This is a genomic window from Rhodococcus sp. HM1, assembly GCF_023218075.1.
Classification (GTDB): Bacteria; Actinomycetota; Actinomycetes; order Mycobacteriales; family Mycobacteriaceae; genus Rhodococcus.
Map to the genome: position 1 here is coordinate 23,412 of NZ_JALPTB010000038.1, position 20,026 is coordinate 43,437.

At 66.4% G+C, this 20,026-nt stretch carries 15 protein-coding genes and 1 pseudogene; 9 read left to right on the plus strand and 7 right to left on the minus strand.

Translation table 11 applies throughout. From position 1 onward, the window contains the following. The first annotated feature begins 25 nt into the window (after positions 1-25). Complete coding sequence (locus M1M07_RS19445) at positions 26-340, plus strand: hypothetical protein (RefSeq protein WP_197252098.1); 315 nt, start codon at positions 26-28, stop codon at positions 338-340. Positions 341-363: 23 nt separating this feature from the next. Then, a complete protein-coding gene (locus tag M1M07_RS19450) occupies positions 364-579 on the plus strand; it encodes a hypothetical protein (protein WP_197252099.1) in 216 nt (71 codons plus the stop codon). Positions 580-611: 32 nt separating this feature from the next. Here M1M07_RS19450 and M1M07_RS19455 read toward each other — a convergent pair whose 3' ends face one another. Continuing rightward, positions 612-1,076 (minus strand): VOC family protein, encoded by a 465-nt coding sequence (locus tag M1M07_RS19455; protein WP_197252100.1) that lies wholly within the window; start codon positions 1,074-1,076, stop codon positions 612-614. A gap of 133 nt (positions 1,077-1,209) precedes the next feature. Here M1M07_RS19455 and M1M07_RS19460 point away from each other — a divergent pair, with 133 nt between their 5' ends. Next, a complete protein-coding gene (locus M1M07_RS19460; protein WP_197252101.1) occupies positions 1,210-1,896 on the plus strand; it encodes a YceI family protein in 687 nt (228 codons plus the stop codon). Here the strand turns inward: M1M07_RS19460 and M1M07_RS19465 are convergent. Beyond that, positions 1,877-2,251, minus strand: a pseudogene (locus tag M1M07_RS19465) (sterol desaturase family protein); the annotation flags it as partial. The gene M1M07_RS19460 and the pseudogene M1M07_RS19465 sit on opposite strands and share 20 nt — an antisense overlap. Positions 2,252-2,329: 78 nt before the next feature. Between M1M07_RS19465 and M1M07_RS19470 the strand changes: the two are divergent. After that, entirely contained in the window at positions 2,330-3,748 is a 1,419-nt protein-coding gene (locus M1M07_RS19470) for a recombinase family protein (protein ID WP_248675253.1), read from the plus strand. A gap of 1,150 nt (positions 3,749-4,898) precedes the next feature. Here M1M07_RS19470 and M1M07_RS19475 read toward each other — a convergent pair. The 5 genes from M1M07_RS19475 to M1M07_RS19495 all read right to left on the minus strand — a co-directional run bounded on the left by M1M07_RS19475 (position 4,899) and on the right by M1M07_RS19495 (position 12,136). Then, the gene (locus M1M07_RS19475; protein ID WP_248675254.1) at positions 4,899-6,284 is read right to left on the minus strand and encodes a phage major capsid protein; all 1,386 of its coding nucleotides are present in this window, start codon (positions 6,282-6,284) and stop codon (positions 4,899-4,901) included. 15 nt (positions 6,285-6,299) lie between these two features. After that, positions 6,300-6,845 carry an HK97 family phage prohead protease gene (locus tag M1M07_RS19480; protein WP_248675255.1) on the minus strand — a complete coding sequence of 182 codons (546 nt, stop codon included), beginning with the start codon at positions 6,843-6,845 and terminating at the stop codon, positions 6,300-6,302. A gap of 218 nt (positions 6,846-7,063) precedes the next feature. Then, the gene (locus tag M1M07_RS19485) at positions 7,064-7,804 is read right to left on the minus strand and encodes a hypothetical protein (protein WP_248675256.1); all 741 of its coding nucleotides are present in this window, start codon (positions 7,802-7,804) and stop codon (positions 7,064-7,066) included. A gap of 425 nt (positions 7,805-8,229) precedes the next feature. After that, on the minus strand, positions 8,230-10,446 hold the full coding sequence (locus M1M07_RS19490) for a bifunctional DNA primase/polymerase (RefSeq protein WP_248675257.1): 2,217 nt from the start codon (positions 10,444-10,446) through the stop codon (positions 8,230-8,232). A gap of 1,021 nt (positions 10,447-11,467) precedes the next feature. Beyond that, the gene (locus M1M07_RS19495) at positions 11,468-12,136 is read right to left on the minus strand and encodes a sterol desaturase family protein (RefSeq protein WP_368862568.1); all 669 of its coding nucleotides are present in this window, start codon (positions 12,134-12,136) and stop codon (positions 11,468-11,470) included. A 171-nt stretch (positions 12,137-12,307) separates the two neighbouring features. Here M1M07_RS19495 and M1M07_RS19500 point away from each other — a divergent pair, with 171 nt between their 5' ends. The 5 genes from M1M07_RS19500 (at position 12,308) to M1M07_RS19520 (ending at position 19,502) form a co-directional block, all read left to right on the plus strand. Beyond that, on the plus strand, positions 12,308-12,769 hold the full coding sequence (locus M1M07_RS19500) for an Rrf2 family transcriptional regulator (RefSeq protein ID WP_197252102.1): 462 nt from the start codon (positions 12,308-12,310) through the stop codon (positions 12,767-12,769). An 87-nt stretch (positions 12,770-12,856) separates the two neighbouring features. Beyond that, positions 12,857-13,456 carry a TetR/AcrR family transcriptional regulator gene (locus M1M07_RS19505; protein ID WP_197252103.1) on the plus strand — a complete coding sequence of 200 codons (600 nt, stop codon included), beginning with the start codon at positions 12,857-12,859 and terminating at the stop codon, positions 13,454-13,456. Positions 13,457-13,497: 41 nt separating this feature from the next. Continuing rightward, on the plus strand, positions 13,498-15,837 hold the full coding sequence (locus tag M1M07_RS19510) for an MMPL family transporter (RefSeq protein ID WP_248675258.1): 2,340 nt from the start codon (positions 13,498-13,500) through the stop codon (positions 15,835-15,837). A 42-nt stretch (positions 15,838-15,879) separates the two neighbouring features. Beyond that, on the plus strand, positions 15,880-17,607 hold the full coding sequence (locus M1M07_RS19515; RefSeq protein ID WP_248675266.1) for an ABC transporter ATP-binding protein: 1,728 nt from the start codon (positions 15,880-15,882) through the stop codon (positions 17,605-17,607). Next, the gene (locus M1M07_RS19520) at positions 17,604-19,502 is read left to right on the plus strand and encodes an ABC transporter ATP-binding protein (RefSeq protein WP_197252106.1); all 1,899 of its coding nucleotides are present in this window, start codon (positions 17,604-17,606) and stop codon (positions 19,500-19,502) included. The genes M1M07_RS19515 and M1M07_RS19520 overlap by 4 nt, the downstream gene beginning before the upstream one ends. Positions 19,503-20,026 lie beyond the last annotated feature (524 nt).

A 20,026-nucleotide genomic window follows, 5' to 3' on the forward strand; every position in this document is an offset into this window, starting at 1 on the left:
CCCGAGCATCCGACCGGAGGCCACGATGCCGCAGCGTCTGAGAATCGACCGGGGTTTCACCATCGGGGCGGGGGCCGTTCAGTGCTGGTCGTGGAACTGGCACGGCGAACCCGACGCCGATCGCGGGCCCGTCCTCTTCATCGCGGATCCGAAGGACGTCCCGCCCCAGCGCGTCGTGCTGGTGACCTACGACATCGCCAAGTGCCGGGCCGGCCCGAACGAGCTGCATCCGTCGGAAGTGTTCTACGAGTTCAAGATCCGGAACGACAGCAACATCACCGTGGCGTTCCGGCTGGAGATCGTCCTGCTCGACGACATTCCGGTCCGTGACACGACATGAGACGACACGAGAACGGAACCGCCATGAAGCTCACCGTCATCGTCGGTCCCGACGGCCAGGTGATCGGGACCGCCCACCACATCGACAGCGAGGAAGGCTCCGGGAGCGGTGGCCCGATCGCGGGTCCCGGTCAGTCGGTGCTCCTCATCGACGTGCCCCCGGACGTCGAGAACGTCCACGACGTCGACGAGCTGTACCGGTCGCTCGAACGCATCATCCGGTCCGGCACCCCCAAGTAACCCACCTGCACGTCAGCCGAGCTGCTCGAACGTCAGCGGAGCTGCTCGAACAGGGACACGATGATCCCGTCGGGTCCCCGCACGTAGGCCATGCGCACGCTGTTCTCGTACGTGCCGATGCCGCCGACGAGTCCGTACCCGTCCATGGCCATCGCGTCGAGGGCCGCCTGCAGGTCACCGACCTCGAAGGACACGTTGCGCAGCCCGAGTTCGTTGGGCATCGCCGTCGGCGATCCGGGCACGTGGTCGGGCGTGACGAAGGCCGAGAGCTCGAGCCGGCACCCGCCGTCCGGCGGCCGCAGCATCACGATGTTGCAGTGCGTGCCGGGAAGGCCGCAGACGGTCTCCGGGAACTCGCCCTCCACGGATCCGGTGCCCTCCACCTCGAATCCCAGTTTCACGAAGAATGCCGTCGCTGCGTCCAGGTCCGAGACGGTGATGCCGACGTGGTCGAAACGTCGTACGTGTGCCTGTCGTACGTGTGTCATGGGAACCATCCTCCGAAGTTGTTTCGCCGATTCGATTCTGGGACGGAGCCGCGGCCCGGATCTCGACACGGCCCGAGAATCCGGAAGCTGACACCGCGCGCGGAACCTGCGAACCGCCGACACCGCAATTAGGGTCGTGGCCATGCGCAAACTCTGGTGGTCCCTCGCGGCGGTCGTCGTGATCGTGCTGCTCGGTTTCTTCGTCGCTCCGTGGGTGTACGGGACGTTCGTTGCGGAGGACGACGCGCCCGCCGCGGCGGTGTCGACGTCCGGCGCGGAGGCCGCGACCGGCGACCTCGAGGGTTCCTGGACGATCACGCCCGGCTCGGAGGTCAATCGCACGGCCGCCGGGTACACCGTGCACGAGATTCTGCGCGGCGCCGACGTCACCGTCGTCGGCAGCACCGACCAGGTCACCGGATCCGCGACGATCGAGGCCGACAAGCTCACCGCCGCGGAGGTGACCGTGCAGGTCGCCGGGATCACCACCGACAGTTCGCAGCGCGACGGCCAGTTCCGGGGCCGGGTCATGAACACCGAAACCTATCCGACCGCCACGTTCGTCCTCGCCGAACCGGTGGACCTGTCGGGACTGCCGACCGACGGGACGACCGCGACGCTGCCGGTCGCCGGGACGCTCACCCTGAAGGATCGGTCGCTGCCGGTGACCGTGGACGTCGAGGTGCTGCGCTCGGGCGCCGACCTCGTGGCCTCGGGCAGTGTCCCGGTGGTCTGGTCGGACTTCGGGGTCGAGGCCCCGAGCCTCGGATTCGTCACCGTCGACGACCGCGGCAGCGTCGACTTCCTGGTCAGCTTCGCGAAGAACTGACCGCCGCGGATCGGTCGGCCGGTGCCCAACCGGGCGGCCCGAACACGTAGCCGAGTTTGTCGCGCCACGACGACGCGGACCGCCAGTCCCGCGCGATCGCCCGGTACTCGTGGGTCTGCAGATCCCAGATGTTGTAGGTGCCCACCGGCTTGGTGAGCCCGTAGGTGGGCCGGTGGGTTTCGGGCCGGAACGTGCCGAACATGCGGTCCCACACGATGAACATGCCCGCGTAGTTGCGGTCCAGGTATTCGGGATCGCACCCGTGGTGCACCCGGTGGTGCGACGGTGTGTTGAACACGAACTCGATCGGCCGGGGGAGCGTCCCGACCCGCTCGGTGTGGACGAAGAACTGGTATTCAATCCGATAACCCCGGTGTAATCTGGTGGGTGCTCGGACGGGCGTTACCACACCACCGGAAAGAAGCACCTGATCATGACCACCACCGACGACCGCACGGCGGTCCTGTACTGCCGCGTTTCCGCCGACACGACCGGCCGCGCCCGCAGCGTCACCGAGCAGGAGAACGACTGCCGACGGCTGTGTGAGGATGAAGGTTGGCCGGTCCGGGCCGTCGTGGTCGACAACGACATCAGCGCGTCCGAGTGGGGCGGTAAGGCACGCCCTGGCTACCGGGACCTCCTCGTCACCCTGCGCGCCGGCGACATCCTCGTCTGCTGGGAACCGTCCCGCATCACGCGCCAGCCGCGAGAACTCGAGGACATCATCGACCTGTGCCGCGCGCGCGGGGTGCTCGTCGCCTACGCGTCCGGCGACATCTACGACCCGGCGAAAAGCCGCGACCGCCGCGCCATGCGCTCCGATGCCGTCGATTCGGCGTATGAGGCGGATAAGGCCCGCGACCGAGTGATGCGCGCGCACGCGGCGAACCTAGCGGCCGGGAAACCTCACGGTCGGTTGCCGTGGGGATACCGCGCGGTGCGGGACGAACGGTCCGGCCGGATCATCGCGCGGGTCCCGAAGGAACCGGAAGCGCAGATCATCCGCGATGCCGCCGCCGCTGTGCTGGCAGGGAAGGGCCTGCGTGCCATCGTTGCCGACTTCAACGCGCGGGGTGTACCGACACCGGCAGGCTGCGACACCTGGGCAGGCAAGCAATTACGGCAGGTATTGCTCCGTTCGTCGAACGCCGGTCTACGCTCACATCAAGGCGTCGTGACCGGTGAGGGCACGTGGGACGGCATTCTGTCCGTGCAGGACTGGGAGCAAGTGTGCGCGATCCTGAAGGACCCGAAGCGCACCACCACACGCGGGCCTGAACCTCGGTACCTGTTGTCCGGCATCGCCATATGCGACGTATGCGAGGAACCGGTGTACCGACTGCGCCACCGCACCGACGAGAATTGCAAGGGCACGTATTCGTGCGTGGCAGGTGCGCGGCACTTCCAGCGCAAGATCGAGCCGATCGACGAGTACGTGGAACAAGCAGTGGTGTTGATGCTGGCGGGTCCGGAACTTATGACGCGACTTAAGAACTCCGACGACACCGCCGACGCGGCATACGAAACGGCTAGCGCACTACGTGCCGAACTGGACGCCCAGATAGATGCTGTCGTCAGCCAGGGGCTGCCACCTGCGATCACTGCGCGGGCGCTCGGGAAACTCGACGAGCGATACACACCGAGGATCGAGGCGGCGGAAAAGCGCATACGGCCGAACAGCCTGCTCGCCAGCATCGCCGGCCCGGATGCTCCAAAAAGGTGGCCCGGATTGTCGCTGACGATGCGACGCGAGCTTATCCGGTCGGCGCTGAACATCCGCATTTTGCCGGTCGGTCGAGGACGCCGAAATTACGAAATAGCAGACACCGTCAAATTGGAATGGAAGCTCTGAATTATACAACTCACCGGGCTAATTGAACCGTTTGTATCGCAATTTAACACATCAATTTCGAGCGCAAAATTCACGCGGCAAATTCGGCATGCGCGAGCCACGCTGCGCTACACCGCGCGAGTGCACCAAAACCGCAGGTCAGCGGCACTTTTCGGCAGGATAGAGGGGAAAGACCCAGCGCAGGGTCAGTCAGGAATGCGGTAATTACTCGAGGTAAATACTCCCCCCTACCCTTTCCTGCGGGGTATTCCCTGCCCTCCCTGCGCGGTATTGCGCATTTCCCACGCGGACATATCTCATTCCTTGTGCCTGTGATTGTATTAGGTATCTCTGCGTTTCTTTTCGGGTGGTGTGCGGGTTGCTCGGGCCTCGGGTGTCCGGCGTGTCGGTCCAGTGTTGACCGGCTCGTGGTCGGTCCGGGGTCCGGGCGGACCCGCCGGCGCGCGCGTCGGTCGCGGTGCGGGCGTTCGACGGTGCATCTTGATGTTCGAAACTGTTGTTGTTTGCAATCAATGCAAAGACTTTCGATGTTCGTTCATCGTGTGTCACACACTCTTTCGGTCCATGCGTGCACGTGGGTCGGTCCGGTGCCGCGCCTCGGCCTGCCCTGCCTCCCTCGCCTCCCTGCCCTGCCTCCACCCTGCCGACCCGCCTCTGCCCATCCTTCCTGCTGGTGGGGTGATGGTGGTGCAGTGCAGAAGGTGTTGGTGTGCAAGGCAATGCAACATCACGAGGTGGTGCAACATCGGAACAGTGTTGGTGCACAACAAGTGTCAATGCAATGCAATGCAGTGCAGAATCTGGTGGTGGTGTGCACGTCGCACGTTCGAGGCGCATGTCGTGCAGATGCTGTGCTGTGCTGTGCTGTGATCGAATGGTGTTGCAGTGCACTGTATCGACAGGGTCCGAGACTGGCTGTGTCGCACACGAAAAGGGGGAATCTCGAGGAAGCCAAAGGGGCTTGAAACTTCCGCGAGATTCCCTCGAGGGTCGTGATGCCGCGATCGAAACGATCCGCCAGACCCTGCGAATCCCCCTGGGATTGTGAGGGATTCCCCCGCCGCACAAAGGAAGCCGACCGTGCCGGTGTACGAGCCGGTGGCCCCTCCGATGCGGCAAGCTTCAAAGTATCCAATGCCATTGGGTACTTTTACGAACTCACCGAGAGCATGCGGAATGCGTTGTCGTTCACCGAGTCCGAGCCGGTGCGCCCCCACAGGAGCAGTCCGCGCTGGAGGGTGGGTCGGCGGTTCGGACCGAACACATGCGGTACGAGTTCGACGGTGGTGCCGACCCGGTCCGCGATGACGAAATTCTGGAAGTCGCCGTAGATGAGCGCGTAGTCCTCTGCTGCCGGTCCGTCCAGTTCGGCGTCCATCACCGAGTTTTCGTTGACGGCACGCCCCAGCAGCATCGGCGGTGTCTGCCGCAGTTCGGGGAATTGCCATGTGCCGTTGACGGTTTCGAACCGGCGGTACGCGTTGATGACCGGCAGTGCCGCCGTGAACTGTGCGTTCGGCTGGTACCGCGCACCGAGCGCGTTCTGCAGCGCGTAGGGGTCGTCGGGACTGTACGCGTTCGTACTCGCCCCCGGCACAACGACACTCGGGTCCGAGGCGGCGAGCGCCGTCACGATACCGGTGGGTTGATCGGTGCCGCTGCCGGTGGTGTACGCCTCGTTGTGCAGCGTGCCGACCGAGTCGATGATGGCGCGCTGCAGTTCGGCCAGCAGATTCTGCGCGTCCCCTTCCGCTTCAACGGAATACGCGACGAAGCAGTCGTACTTGTGCACCGGTACGACCGGCTGCGCGAGTGTCGGCGACCCGTCGGCGACCTCGGCGGCTTCCGGGGTCCACTCGGAGCTTGCACCGTCGCTGGACACGCCATGCCACACGTTGCTGGTGATCTGCACGACCCGTGCGATGTTCCGCAGTGGGGACACACTTCCGTTGTCCGTGAGGATGATTGCGGGATCGAGGTAGAGCGGGACCATCACCCCGCCGGTCGGGTCACTGCCGATCGCCATTGCGCGCTGCCACACTTGCGCCCGACCGAAGGCGTCCTGTTCCTGCGCGGTCCACAGCATGTGCCCACGGTCGGTGTCGCGGACGAGTTTTGCGAACGCCGAGGCGTACTCCTGCGATCCGGCCGCGCACACCCAGTCCTGCGCTTGTTCGCTGCGTTCGACGAGGTTTTCGGCGGTGGCGGCGGCGTTGTCCCCGAGGTACCCGCCGGTGTGGTTGCGTTCGATCGTGCGCAGTGCGGTGTCCCGCTGCGTGATCGGACGGTGTTGGGGCACACCCTGATCGGAGCCGTGTTCGAGGTGTCCCGGCTTCCCCGCGAGTTCCCGCATGTGCGCGATCCGCGCCTGCGCCGTCGCACGATCGGCCTTGAGCTGGTCCGCCTCGGCGGTGAGCGCGTCGAACCGGTCGCAATCACCGTCCCGGATCTCGCCGTGGGTATCGACGAGTCCTCGTGCCTCGGTGCGGATTTCGTCGAGCCGTGCGTCGATCTGTTCTATCGTCTTGGTCTTCATGATGTCGTCTCTGTTCTAGAGGTCGAGGAGCCGCAGCCGTCGAGAAACGTTGTCGGCGTCGATGATTCTCGGATTGCGTTGCCGGACACCGAGTATCTGTGCACCTTCGAACGCCGGGAAGGACACCGCGCTGACTTCGACGAGTTTCACCTCGGTGCGCGTCACCGACCGCCGATCGTTCGACCACAGGTCGCGGATCGGCTGGAATCCGATACTCAGCGCGTCGAGTGCGCCGTCGCGGATCAGCTCGAGGACTTCGTCCCCGGATTCCGTTTTGGAGACCCGGAATTCGGAGTACAGCCCGGAGGTGTCCTCGCGGAGCAGGGTTGCCCTGCCGATCGGCAGTCGCAGACGGTCGTGTGCCACAAGGAATTTCACTTTCGAACCGCGCTCGCGGATGGTGCGCTCGAATGCGCCACGCTGGAACGTTTCGGTGTATTCCCCGGAATAGTCCCGGATTTCGGTCGGCTGACTGAACGGAACGGCGATGCCCACGACGGTACGACCGTCGGATCCCCGGATCTCGAGGTCGGCGCTGGAGGTGCGAGTCAGTTTCGACATGGCTGCGGCCCTTCGTGTTTCGGATAGGGTCGCGGCGGCAGGTGGTGGCTCTCTCCGCGCAAAATGCGCAGTGGCTCCGGCGTGTGCCTACGTCGTTCGGCGTCCGGGCCTGTCCTCGGGGGTACCGAGGGTCGGGCCGGCGACCTCTCGCCCGCATTGTCCCACAGTCGGATGCATTGTGCTACTGCGTGTCTTGCAGGGAAAGTTGACCGCCGAGTCTAGCCGTCGAGTCCTTCCGGCGTGTCGGGTACTTCGCTCGGATCGAACATTCCGGCCAGGTTGGGCCGGCCGTCGGCGGTGAACACCGAACGATCGATGGCCGCGAGCAGCGAACCAGCCCACCACACTTCGATGTCGTCGCCGTCGCCGAACCGGATTGTGCAGCCGTGCCGACCTGTGACCTGGCAGTACATGATCCTGCGCTGCCGCTCGCCTTCCGGCAGGGCCGCAACGGAATCCGCGATGATCATCGAGAGTTTTTCCTCGTCCGTGTTCATGACCTTTGGCCCCTTCGGTCGCTTGGTTGGTTGCAGTTGGTGTGCGGCAACGGGCGTCCGCACAGGGCGCAGTGTTTCGGGATGTTCATGATCGTGTTCCTTCCGGTCGGTGCGGTTGCTGTGGTGCAGGCGCGGCGGGCACTCGGGGGTGTCCTGCGGCAGCCCACGTGCCTTGTTCCTCGCCCTGAGTGCGTCCCTGGCGGCTTTTCTGGCCTGTCGGGTCTTCTCGTCCACGGGCGGTGTCGCCGGCCCGCAGGTGCCCGCCGCGTAGCTGCCGTACCGGCGGGTGTAGGTGCCGTCCGCGCGGGCCGCGTCGGTGTGTCGGCGTCGGCGCGCGTCCCGCTCGTCGCGCTCGTGGTCGAGCTGCCGTTGCAGCCCACGCGCAATGCCGTCCGCGTTCCGCTCGTTGTCGTCAGGCTTCATCGTTGGACTCCATTGCCGGGTTGTGTTGTCGGGCTGCATTGTCGGGGCGGCATTTCGGGTGTCGGATTCCGGTTCGGCCCCTCGAGTTGATTGTCGGATTGCATTGTGGACGTGCATTATCCGGCGGAGTCGTGGCTTCCAGGGCGGCGTCCCACTCCTCCCGGTGGTTCTGGATTATCCGCACAATCCGCTCGATGACAGCCTCGGGTGGTGGCCACGACAAGCCGGTGGAACGTATGAATGCTTCGTCTTCCGGTGACATCTCGGCGGCTCCTTCACCGGGGGGTGTACGGGTGGACGGGGTGTACAGGGGGGTTGACCAAATCTGTCCGAAAGCGTTGCTATCCACACTCATAACTAAATTCATATTCTTGTTGGTGAAGGGAAAATGGGGGGTACGCACGCGCTTGGGGTGTACACGCGTACCCCCGTACACCCCAACGGCCCTGGGGGGCGTACACCCTCTACGGAATCCGGTATCGGACACCAGGATCTCCGTTCTTGGTGACGATGTCGTCGGCCACCACGACCTGCGCATCGACCATCTCGGCCAGCACATTCCGCAGGGTTTTCCGGTCCCGCGCCGCGATCTTCCGACGCAGATCGGCGCTGGTGATTCCGGCGTCACCCACCGCGTGCAGTTTCGCGAGCACGTTTCTCGTCACTCGCTGTGTACTGTTGCGCTGCAATGTTTCCGCTCGAACGTCCTCACGGTCCGCCTCGGCTTCGCCGCGTGCACGGTTTCGTTCACTGGCCGCTGCATTGATGGCACCACGAATCCGTGCCTTGACTCCGTCCGAATGCTGCAGCACCACACCGGCCAGCAGCCAATCGTCGTCGGTGACCGTGTCCCGGCCGGCGAAGATTCCCAGCGTGGCTGCGGTTTTGAGGCGGAGCAGATTCCGGTGTCCGTCGGTGGTGTCGGTGCCCCGCAGAGCGGCCCGACGGGCGTCGACGATGTCGGTACGGATACCCTCCGACACACCGATCTCGACGCGCCCCGACGACCGCAGGAACCAATCCGGCAGTATCCACTTCAGTGGCTCCGGCACCGGCGGCAGCACGTCGGGTGCCTCGGGGTCGGTGGCGTCGAGGAACAGGAACCGCTGTGTGAGTCCACCGTCCGTGTCGGTGACCAGGGGACCGCCCTTGAGGTCCTGGACACCGAGGACGACGCAGGCGCGGTAGCTGTGCGGCGCAACCGTTCCTGCCTTGCCTTCGCCGGCGTATCCGTAGCCGAGCAGTTCGCCCGACCACACCTTGCGCAGTTCCGCATTCAACGTGGCACCGGTCCGGCTGAACAGTGCTGTGAGAGTGTCGAGTTCGATGCACTCGAACAGCACCGAGGGCGGATCGACCCGCTCGTAGGAACGTGCGGGTCGGTTGTAGGCGACATACGCTTTCACGAGTCCTTCGCCGCTGCCCAAAGGGATTTCGCGGAACTGGGTGGCTGCCGTACCGAAGGTGACCGCCTCCCGTGCGACCGCGACCGCCGCGCCCTTCCCGCCCCCCGAGCTGGCCGTCAACGCCACGAACTGGTTGAGGCTCGCGTCACCACCGACAATGGGCGGCAACACGATTCGTGGTTCTACCGAACACGCGATCCGGCACAGCACGACACCGAGCACCGCCCACGGTGCGGCGAGACGCGCCCGCGCCCAGTCCCGGATCGTGCCGAGTTCCGGTCGGCTGTCCCAGAATTCGTGTGTGCCGTCGGTGTCGGTGTCCCGGCCGGTGCCCATCAGTCCGGTTCCGCGTTCGGGTGGCACCGCGCGCGGATGCTTCCCGCCGGCCCGCAGCGCCGATTCGATGCTGGCGCGGATCTCGTCGTCCTCCAGTCCGGAACATTGGGCAGCCGTGGTCATCTCCTCGCGCACCCGATCCGCATCGAGTCCGGCACCGGCGACCAGTCCGGCGAGACCATAGACGGCGGCGTTCAGCGTGTTGTTCCTCGAACCGGGCTGTGCAGAACGAACTTCGGATACCGCATTGCGCAGTGCCGCATCCATGTAAGCGGTTTCGCGGTCGGTCGGCGGCTGGCCGTTCCAGTCCGGTGCATCGCACCGCTCGATGACGGGTGCCCGGTGGTCGGCCACCCACTGCGCGAAGGTTTCGGCACCGTCCGGGTCGCCGCCGTCGCCGAGTGCACCGATGTCGTTGTACAGCAACGTGTATCCCTGCCCGGTGTACTCCTTGTCGTAGCGGCGTGTTCCGGGTAGCCACACGTTGGTGCGGAACGATTGGAAGTCGACGCCGTGCCATTCCCCCGAGGTGGGGTGCCACGAGGCGAGATCGGGGTGTCCGGCGATGTACAGGTGCCTGCCGCCACTCGGTGTTTCCACTTCGGCGAACACGCGAACTGCGAGTGCCGCCAGTAGGTTTCGAACACGTTCGATGTCGCCGCCGTTGCGCGGATCGATGTCGACGACCGCGAGGACACCGCCGCACACGACCATCCAGCCGTCCACCTGTCGGTCCTCCGCTGCGGCGATCAGGCGCGGGGTGTCGGCGACGGTGAAGGTCTGCCAGCCCGAGGGCCGGTCGTATTTGCGTGTCTGCGCGTTCCACACCACGGGTACGACGGCCGCGCCGATGCGGACCAGGTCGGTGATGAATTCTGTTGCGGTGTTGTTTGTTCCGATTTGGTGCTGCTTCTTGTGGTGCGGATTCGGGACGGTCATGATCGTCCCCATTCGTACCGCTTCGTCGGTACGCCCAAAGTCCGGATGTTGTCGTTCTCGTCGATGATCCAGCGGTGCACCGTCGTAGCGTCGTGGATTACTGCTTCCACGTAATCGATTGCGGTGGTGCATCCTTGGCAGACATGGTGGTCGACCTGCCCGTACTCGTCGAGCTGGGTGAACCAGGTTCGACCGTCGAAACGTCGACCGCAGCGGTGGCAGTTGATTTTTCGGAGGCAGCGTTGCGCTTTGCGTCGCGCCCGTCGATCATTATGTGGCATGATGGTTTGACCCTCCTCGGGTGCCGTGAAAGCCGGTCGGGTAGCCGTGACTCGACCGGCTTTTCTATGCGCCGGAAGGCAGTTCGGCGCGGACGAGGGCAGCCATGATGGCGCGCATCATCTCCTGGTCGCCGGTGCCCAGAGCTTCGTCACGCATGATGCGAAAAGCTCGGGCCTCCTTACGGATTCGCTTCTGTGACCGCTTGGCACATTCGTTCTGGGTGAGCGTGGGCATGGGTTCCTCCGTGCTACGGGGACTGAGGCATGTGCACTCACTCCACAATGTAGCGCCGTGTGTCGACTTCGTGCGGGTGGCGTGTTCTGCCCGACGATTCGTGAATCATGCTGTTACTGCGGAATTTACGTTGTGACAGGTCGTGTCCGGATGCATCCGATGCCGTGGACTCCGGTATTGCAACAGGTCAAGCCGGGTGCACACCAATCGTTGATGCCCTCGGCGACCGCGCGCACGATGAGGGGTCAGATCGTTATGGACCGAACGATCCGACGGGACCATGAGAGGCGTTGCCGTGAGGGATCTGTTCTCACCTAGAGCCTGGCAGTCGGGGCACAGGTAGCCGGATCGCACGGTTGGCATTCCAAACCGTTCCTGTTCGTTCGATCGGCGAGTCCCGGCCGCAGCGGGCATCACCGCATCACCGGGCCGATACGCGGAGATGCCGCAGTGCGTATGCGTCCCGTCGCAGGTCCTGGGTGAGTGGGTGGTCCGGGACTGAATGCTAGAGATCTCCGACGACGGTGTGAGCTAGCCACACAACCCGCGTGACGGAAGAAACGCCCCTGACCTGCGTGGATATAAACCGGGTGTTTCGGATAATGAACTGGTAGACGAGGTTGACGGAGAACCCGACGAACACCATCCACGGGGGAATGCCGAGCAGCGGCAACGGGATCCACATGAGGATCTCGCCGCTGTTGTTCCACTTCTGACGCAGCGCGGTCGCGAAGTTGAAGTATTCGCTCGAGTGATGCGCCTGATGGGTGGCCCAGACGATGCGGACCCGGTGCGCGATGCGGTGGTACCAGTAGAACAGCAGGTCGACGCCGACGAGCAGGATCACCCACGTGTACCAGGCGTCGGCGGGCAGGTGCCAGGGCGCCACGTACACCCAGATCGCCGCGTAGCCGACGAGCGCGACGACCTTCCACACCGCGCTGGTCGCGATGGACACCAGCCCCATCGACAGGCTCGCGCGCGCGTCACGGAACTCGTAGCCGCCGCGCGGCGGGCGGGTCCTGCCGTCCGCGCCGGGTTCGACGTGTTCGAGGGTGCGGGCGGCGGTCCACTCGAGGATCAGGAACAGCAGGAACGCCGGGATCGCGAGCGCCACCGGATCCTGTAGCGGCTCGAGCAGCGAACCCCACGAGTGGACCACGGTCTCCCACATGTCGCCCTCCGGTGTCGTGCGGACAGGCATTCAATCTACCGAAATGTGTCAGGGGTCACTCCGGGTGGTTCCGGGCCCGCGACTCCGACCGTCCGGTCCTGGCATACTTTCCCCCTGGTCGGATAGGAAATCCGGTGGCGTCCGCGAGGGGAACGGCGAGGAGGGGCGGCAGTGCACATCACCGCGAGGGTGGATTACGCCGTGCGCACGTTGCTCGAGCTGGCGGCCGCGGGCGACGCCCCGGCCAAGGCCGAGGGGCTGGCGAAGTCGCAGCACATCCCGCACAAGTTCCTCGAAGCGGTGCTGGCGGATCTGCGGCGCGGCGGTCTGGTGCGCAGTCGCCGCGGACCGGAAGGCGGCTACTGGCTCGCGCGGCCGGCCGACGAGATCTCCGTCGCGGACATCATCCGCACGGTCGAGGGCCCGCTGGCGTCGGTGCGGGGGGAGCGACCCGAGGACGTCGTGTACACGGGCCCGGCGGAGAGGCTGCGGGATGTGTGGATCGCGCTCCGGGTGAACCTGCGCGCGGTCCTCGAGGAGGTCACGCTCGCCGACATCGTCGACGACGACCTGCCCGGCTTCGTCTCCGAGCTCATCGCCGATCCGGGAGCGTGGACCCGCCGCGAGGTGTGATCTACCGCCTGGCCGCCCAGCGAGTGTGGGCAACCACATAAAACTGCACGAGTCTGCAAAGTTACAGAGTTCTGCAAGTTCTGTACGTTGGATGACGTGACCGAACTCGGACTGCGCGACCGCAAGAAGGCTGCCACCAGGGCTGCCCTCGGCGCCGCCGCAGCCCGTCTCGCCCGGGCTCGGGGCATCGAGGCCGTCACCGCCGACGCGATCGCCGCCGAAGCCGGCGTCTCCACCCGCACCTTCCACAACTATTTCGCCAGCAAAGAGGAAGCGGTCCTCGAGCACCTCGACGCTCTGCTGCAGAACTGGCTCCAGCGGCTGCGCGACCGGCCGTCGGACGAACACGTGTGGGATGCGATCGAGGCGGCGGCACTGGAGGTCGTTGCCGAGATCGACGACTTCGACGAGCTGTGCGCGATGTTCGAACTCGTCGAGCAGAGCCCGTCTCTCGTCTCGCGCAGCATCGAGCTGCAGACGCGGACGGGACCGCTGCTGGTCGAGGCGATTGCCGAACGCAGCGGACACGACTCCGGCACCGACATCTACCCCGTGCTGCTCAACTACTGCGCAGCGGCCGCGATCCGTGCGGCCATCGACCTGTGGATCGCCGGAACCTCCGGCGCGCAATCCCCCGAAGACCTCATCCGCGCCGCATTCGCGCAATTGCGGCAAGGAATCTCGTAGTCGGCTTTTCCGCCTGCGACACATCCGAAGAAAGGCGCCTTGTGGCTACCTACCTGTATCGGATCGGCAGATTCGCCTACCGGCGGAAAGGCACGGTCCTGTCCCTCTGGATCGCGATCCTCGTCCTGTTCGGCGTGGGTGCGGCGACCCTGTCCGGACCCACCACCGACTCGTTCTCCATCCCGGGCACCCCGGCGCAGCAGACGCAGGACCTGATGGCCGAGCGTTTCCCGAACGCCGACGACCCGATGAACGCGCTCAGCGCGCGTTACGTGTTCGCCGCGCCGGACGGGCAGACCCTCGACGAGCCGCAGAACATGGCGGCGATGAACGAGGTGCTCGCCGCGGTCCGCGGGATCGACCGCGTCGCACCCGGTGCCAAGGTCGACCCGGTCACCGCAACCCCCGAGCAGCAGCCCGCGCTCCTCGTCGACCCGGTCACCGCGAACGCGGGCCTCGTCGAGCAGATGAAGGCCGCGGCCCGGCAGCAGGGCGGCACCGAGGAAGCCGCGCTCGCCGACGCCGCCGCGCTGTCACCGCTCAGCCCCGATCGCACCGTCGGGTACGTCACCCTCCCGTTCCAGGGCAGCATCACCGACGTCGACACCGCGCTGACGGACCAGATCGCCGCTGCCGCCGACATCGGCCGGTCTGCCGGCCTGAACGTGCAGGTCAGCGGCACCGCCGCAGCCGAAGCCGAAATGCCCGGTGGACTCACCGAGCTCATCGGCATGGGCGTCGCCGCGGTCGTCCTCGCCCTGACGTTCGGTTCGCTCGTCGCCGCCGGTCTGCCGCTGATCTCCGCGATCATCGGCGTCGGCATCGGCAGCCTCGGCATCACCATCGCCACCGGCTTCGCCGACCTGAGCTCGATGACCCCGACGCTGGCCATCATGATCGGCCTGGCCGTCGCCATCGACTACTCGCTGTTCATCGTCTCCCGGTTCCGCCACGAGATCACCGTCACCGCCGACCGCGCCGAAGCGGCCGGACGCGCGGTCGGCACCGCGGGATCCGCCGTGGTGTTCGCCGGCCTCACCGTGATCGTCGCCCTGGTCGCGCTCAGCGTCGTCGGTATCCCGTTCCTGTCCGCCATGGGCTACGCCGCAGCGTTCACCGTGTTCATCGCCGTGCTCATCGCCATCACCCTGTTGCCGGCGATCCTGGGCCTGTTCGGCAACAAGGCATTCGCGGGACGCGTCCCCGGTGTGAAGGCGAACGATCCGGAAGCGGACACCGACAAGCCGGGTGCCGCCCAGCGCTACATCGGCTGGGTCACCCGCAAGCCGCTGATTCCGCTCGTCGCCGGGATCCTGATCCTCGGTATCGCTGCCGTCCCGGCACTGAACCTGCGCCTCGCGCTGCCCACCGAGGCCACCGGCGATCCGCAGACCAGCTCCCGCCAGGCCTACGACCTCGTCGACGAGGCGTTCGGGCCCGGCCGCAACGGCCCGCTGCTCGTCGTCGCCGATGCGCGCGAGGCGAACATGTCGGCGCCCGCCGCGTTCGGTGCGGTCGTGCAGGACCTGTACGAGCACGACGAGGTGGTCAACGCGCAGATCGTCGCCGTGAACGAGGCCGGCGACACCGCGCAGATCATGGTCACGCCGAAGTCCGGCCCCAGCGAGGCCGCCACCATGGATCTCGTCGCCGACCTGCGCGCCGGCGAGGCGGATCTCGAGGCCCGCACCGGCATCTCCTACGGCATCACCGGACAGACCGCCCTCGAAGGCGATGTCTCCGAGACCCTGCAGAGCGCCCTCGTCCCGTACCTCGCCGTCGTGGTCGGACTCGCGTTCATCCTGCTGATGCTCGTCTTCCGGTCGATCCTGGTGCCGCTCACCGCGACGCTCGGCTTCCTGCTCAGCGTCCTGGCGACCTTCGGTGCGACCGTCGCGATCTTCCAGGAAGGCTGGGGCGGTCTGATCTCGAACCCGCAGCCGCTGGTCAGCTTCATGCCGATCTTCCTGATCGGCGTAGTGTTCGGCCTGGCGATGGACTACCAGGTCTTCCTGGTCACCCGCATGCGCGAGGACTACGTGCACGGCGCGACCGCGAAGGAAGCCGTCCGGACCGGTTTCCGGCACGGCGCCCGGGTGGTGAGCGCCGCGGCGATCATCATGATCTCGGTGTTCGCGGCCTTCATCGCCGAACCCAACGCGTTCATCAAGTCCATCGGCTTCGCGCTTGCCGCCGCGGTGTTCTTCGACGCGTTCGTGGTGCGCATGGTCATCATCCCGGCCGTCATGGCGCTGCTCGGCGACAAGGCCTGGTGGCTACCCAAGTGGCTGGACCGGATCCTGCCGAACGTGGACGTCGAGGGCGAGAAGCTCACCCGCGAACTGGCCGCGGCGTCCGAGCGGGACACGGTCCACGCGTGAACGATCACGGCGTGACGTGTCCGCCCAGGTAGGTTGATGCCCATGTTGGTCAGGCTTCTTCGGCGTTTCCTCGCGCCTCACGGTGGTGCACTGGTTGCAGTCGTCGTGCTGCAACTGGTGTCCACGGTGGCGATGCTGATCCTGCCCAGCCTCAACGCGGACATCATCGACAACGGTGTGGCCCGCGGCGACATCGGCTACATCATGCGCACCGGCGCGATCATGCTGGTGATCGCGGCGTTCGAGGTGGCCTGCGCGATCGGCGCCGTCTACTTCGCGGCCCGGACCGCGATGGCCGTGGGACGCGACATCCGGCTGTCGCTGGTCCACCGTGTCGGGCAGTTCTCCGCCCGCGAGCACGGCAAGTTCGGGGCGGCGTCGCTGATCACCCGCAACACCAACGACGTGCAGCAGATCCAGATGCTCGTCATGATGACCTGCACCATCGTCGTCATCGCTCCCATCATGGGGATCGGCGCCATCGTCATGGCGCTGCGCGAGGACCGGGGAACCTCGGTGGTCGTGGCTGTGGCGGTCCCCGTCCTCATCCTCACGATCCTGGGTCTGATGGCGATGATGCTGCCGTCGTTCCGGATCATGCAGACCAAGATCGACAACGTCAACCGGGTGCTGCGCGAACAGATCACCGGCATCCGTGTGGTTCGCGCGTTCGTCCGCGAGGACTCCGAGGGCGCCCGATTCGACGCGGCGAACCTCGACCTCACCATGACGGCGCTGCGCGTCGGGCGGATCAACGCGGTGCTGTTCCCGGCCGTCATCCTCATCGCGAACGCCAGCACCGTCGCCGTGTTGTGGTTCGGCGGGCAGCGCATCGACAGCGGCGCGATGGAGGTCGGGTCGCTGACCGCGCTGATCACCTACGTCACCCAGATCCTCATGGCCGTGCTCATGGCCTCGTTCGTGGCGCTGATGGCCCCGCGCGCGGCCGTCTGCGCCGACCGCATCCTCGAGGTCCTCGGCACCGAGCCGTCGGTGTCGTGCGCAGAGAACGCCGTGACGGCACTGCCGCGCCCGGTCGCCGTCGAGTTGAAGGGCGTCGGTTTCTCCTACCCGGGCGCCGACGCGCCCGTGCTGCACGACATCGCGTTCCGGGCAGAACCCGGCACCACCACGGCGATCATCGGCGGCACGGGGTCCGGCAAGACCACCCTCATGCGCCTGATCCCGCGGCTGATCGACGTCACCGCCGGTTCGATCGAGGTCGGCGGAATCGACGTCCGGAACATCGACCCGGCGGCGTTGCGCCGCGAGATCGGCGTGGTGCCGCAGAAGGCGTACCTGTTCTCCGGCACGATCGCCGAGAACCTGCGGTACGGGCGCCCCGACGCCACCGACGACGAACTGTGGCACGCCCTCGAGGTCGCGCAGGCCGCGGACTTCGTCGCGGCCCTGCCCGAGCGGCTCGAGACGGTCGTCGCGCAGGGCGGCACCACCGTCTCCGGCGGGCAGCGGCAGCGCCTCGCCATCGCCCGCGCACTGGTCCGCCGGCCCTCGATCTACCTGTTCGACGACGCGTTCTCCGCGCTCGACCCCGCCACCGATGCCCGACTCCGGGAGGCCCTGGTGCCCGAGACCCGCGACGCATGCGTCCTGATCGTCGCCCAGCGGGTGTCGACCGTGCAGGACGCCGACCGGATCATCGTGCTCGACGACGGAGCGGTCGTCGGGTCCGGCACCCACATCGAGCTGCTGTCGTACTGCCGGGAGTACATCGAGATCGTCGAGTCCCAGCGGATGGCCGCCGTATGAGCACCCAGACCCCGACCCTCCCGGCCCAGCCGCAGAACGGACTCGCGTCGATCAAGCGGATCCTCGGGCTGCTGCACCCGCAGCGTTTCATCGTCTACGGCGTGCTGCTGATGGTGCTCCTCGGCGTGATCGCGCAGGCGGTCGCGCCGCTGCTGCTCGGGCGCGCCACCGACGTCATCTTCGACGGTGTCATCGGCCTGCAGCTGCCGGCCGGGCTCACGAAGGACGAGGCCGTCGCGCAGCTGCGCAGCGAGGGCAACGACCAGTTCGCCGACATGGTGTCCGGGACCGCCGCCGTGCCCGGGGAGGGCATCGACTTCGGCGCCCTCGGCCGGATCCTGTTCGTCGTCCTGGCGCTGTACCTGCTGTCGTCGGCGCTGATCTGGGTGGCCGCGTACGGCCTGAACGAGATCGTCCAGCGGGTGGTGCGGGATCTGCGGTCGCGGGTGGAACGCAAGATCCACAACCTGCCGCTGCGCTACTTCGACACCCACTCGCGTGGCGACCTGCTCAGCCGCGTCAGCAACGACATCGACAACGTGTCGACGGGCATGCAGGAATCGATCAGCCAGCTCGTGCTGGCCGTGCTGACCCTGATCGGCCTCGTCGTGATGATGCTGTGGATCTCGCCGCTCCTCGCGCTCGTGGCGCTGTTCATGGTGCCCGCGTCCGTCGTCGCGACGGCCCTGGTCGCGCGCCGGTCCCGCACGCACTTCGCGGCGCAGTGGGAAGCGACCGGCAAACTCAACGGCCAGATCGAAGAGGTGTTCACCGGCCACGAGATCGTCACCGCGTACGGGCGCACCGCCGACGTCGAGCGCAGCTTCGCCGAGACCAACGACGAGCTGTTCCGGTCCGCCTACCGCGCACAGTTCGTGTCCGGCACCGTGATGCCGCTGGTGACCTTCCTCGGCAACCTCAGCTACGTGGGTGTCGCCGTGCTCGGCGGCCTGCGCGTGGCGTCGGGCACCATCACCCTCGGCGAGGTGCAGGCGCTGATCCAGTACTCGCGCCAGCTGGCTCAGCCGCTTGCCCAGATCGGTGCGATGGTGAACCTGCTGCAGTCCGCCGCCGCGTCCGCGGAACGGGTGTTCGCACTCCTCGACGAGCCCGAGCAGGACCCCGAGTCGCCGGCACCGACCCTGCCGTGGGGCCGGCACGGCAGCGTCGAATTCGACGACGTGTCGTTCTCGTACGACCCGGATCGTCCGCTCATCGAGCACCTGTCGCTGCGCGCCGAACCGGGACAGATGGTCGCGATCGTCGGCCCGACCGGCGCCGGCAAGACCACGCTGATCAACCTGATCCTGCGGTTCTACGAGCTGAACTCCGGCCGCATCCTCGTCGACGGTGTCGACATCACCTCGATGTCGCGGGCCGAGCTGCGGTCGCGGATCGGCATCGTGCTGCAGGACACCTGGCTGTTCGGCGGCACCATCCGGGAGAACATCGCCTACGGCAACCCGCACGCCACCGAGAACCAGATCCTGTCCGCGGCCCGCATGAGCTACGTGGACCGCTTCGTGCGTGCCCTGCCCGACGGCTACGACACGATCATCGACGAGGAATCGGGCAGCCTCAGCGCCGGTGAACGTCAGCTCATCACGATCGCGCGGGCCTTCGTGGCCAAGCCGTCCATCCTGATCCTCGACGAGGCCACCAGCTCCGTCGACACCCGCACCGAACTGCTCGTGCAGCAGGCCACCGCGCGGCTGCGCGACGACCGCACGAGTTTCGTCATCGCGCACCGGCTCTCGACGATCCGCGACGCCGACCGGATCGTGGTGATGGAGGACGGGCGCATCGTCGAGCAGGGCACGCACGAGGATCTGCTCCGCGCGGGCGGTGCCTACACGCGGTTGTACGACGCGCAGTTCAAGGCACTCGTGGAGTGAACGCGGGGGACTTCGGCGCGGCCTGATACAAACCGTTCCGTCCTCGCGGGCGGAGCGGGACACCTCTGGCCATGACGGGGTGCAGACAACAGCGGTGGTCTCCGGCGTCGGTTCGAGAGTGTCTCCCGCCGGCGTCCCCGAGAGCTGGTTGTATCTCTGTGCCGAGGAGACGATCTCGATGGCGTGGCACGTGGACGGTCTCGCGCGGTCGTAGGCCGACGACATCGAATCGTTCTGCGCCGCAATCGATCCGGGTGCGGTCGATGACACCGATCCGTCCCCCGAACCGGTCGGTGCTCTTCGGTTTACCGGCAGCGGTCGTCGTACAACGATGTGCCGCTGTGATTCTCGGAACCCGACAACGATCTGCGGTCGGCGGCGGTGCTCGGCGCGGCGTCGCGGGTGATGTAGGTCGACCCGATCGGTGCGATGCAGGCGCGGTGAAACAGGCGTCGGTGGCCCGTACGGGTCGGATTCGTGTTCCGATCGACAGGCGCTCGATGTCCCGAACGGGCCACCGACGC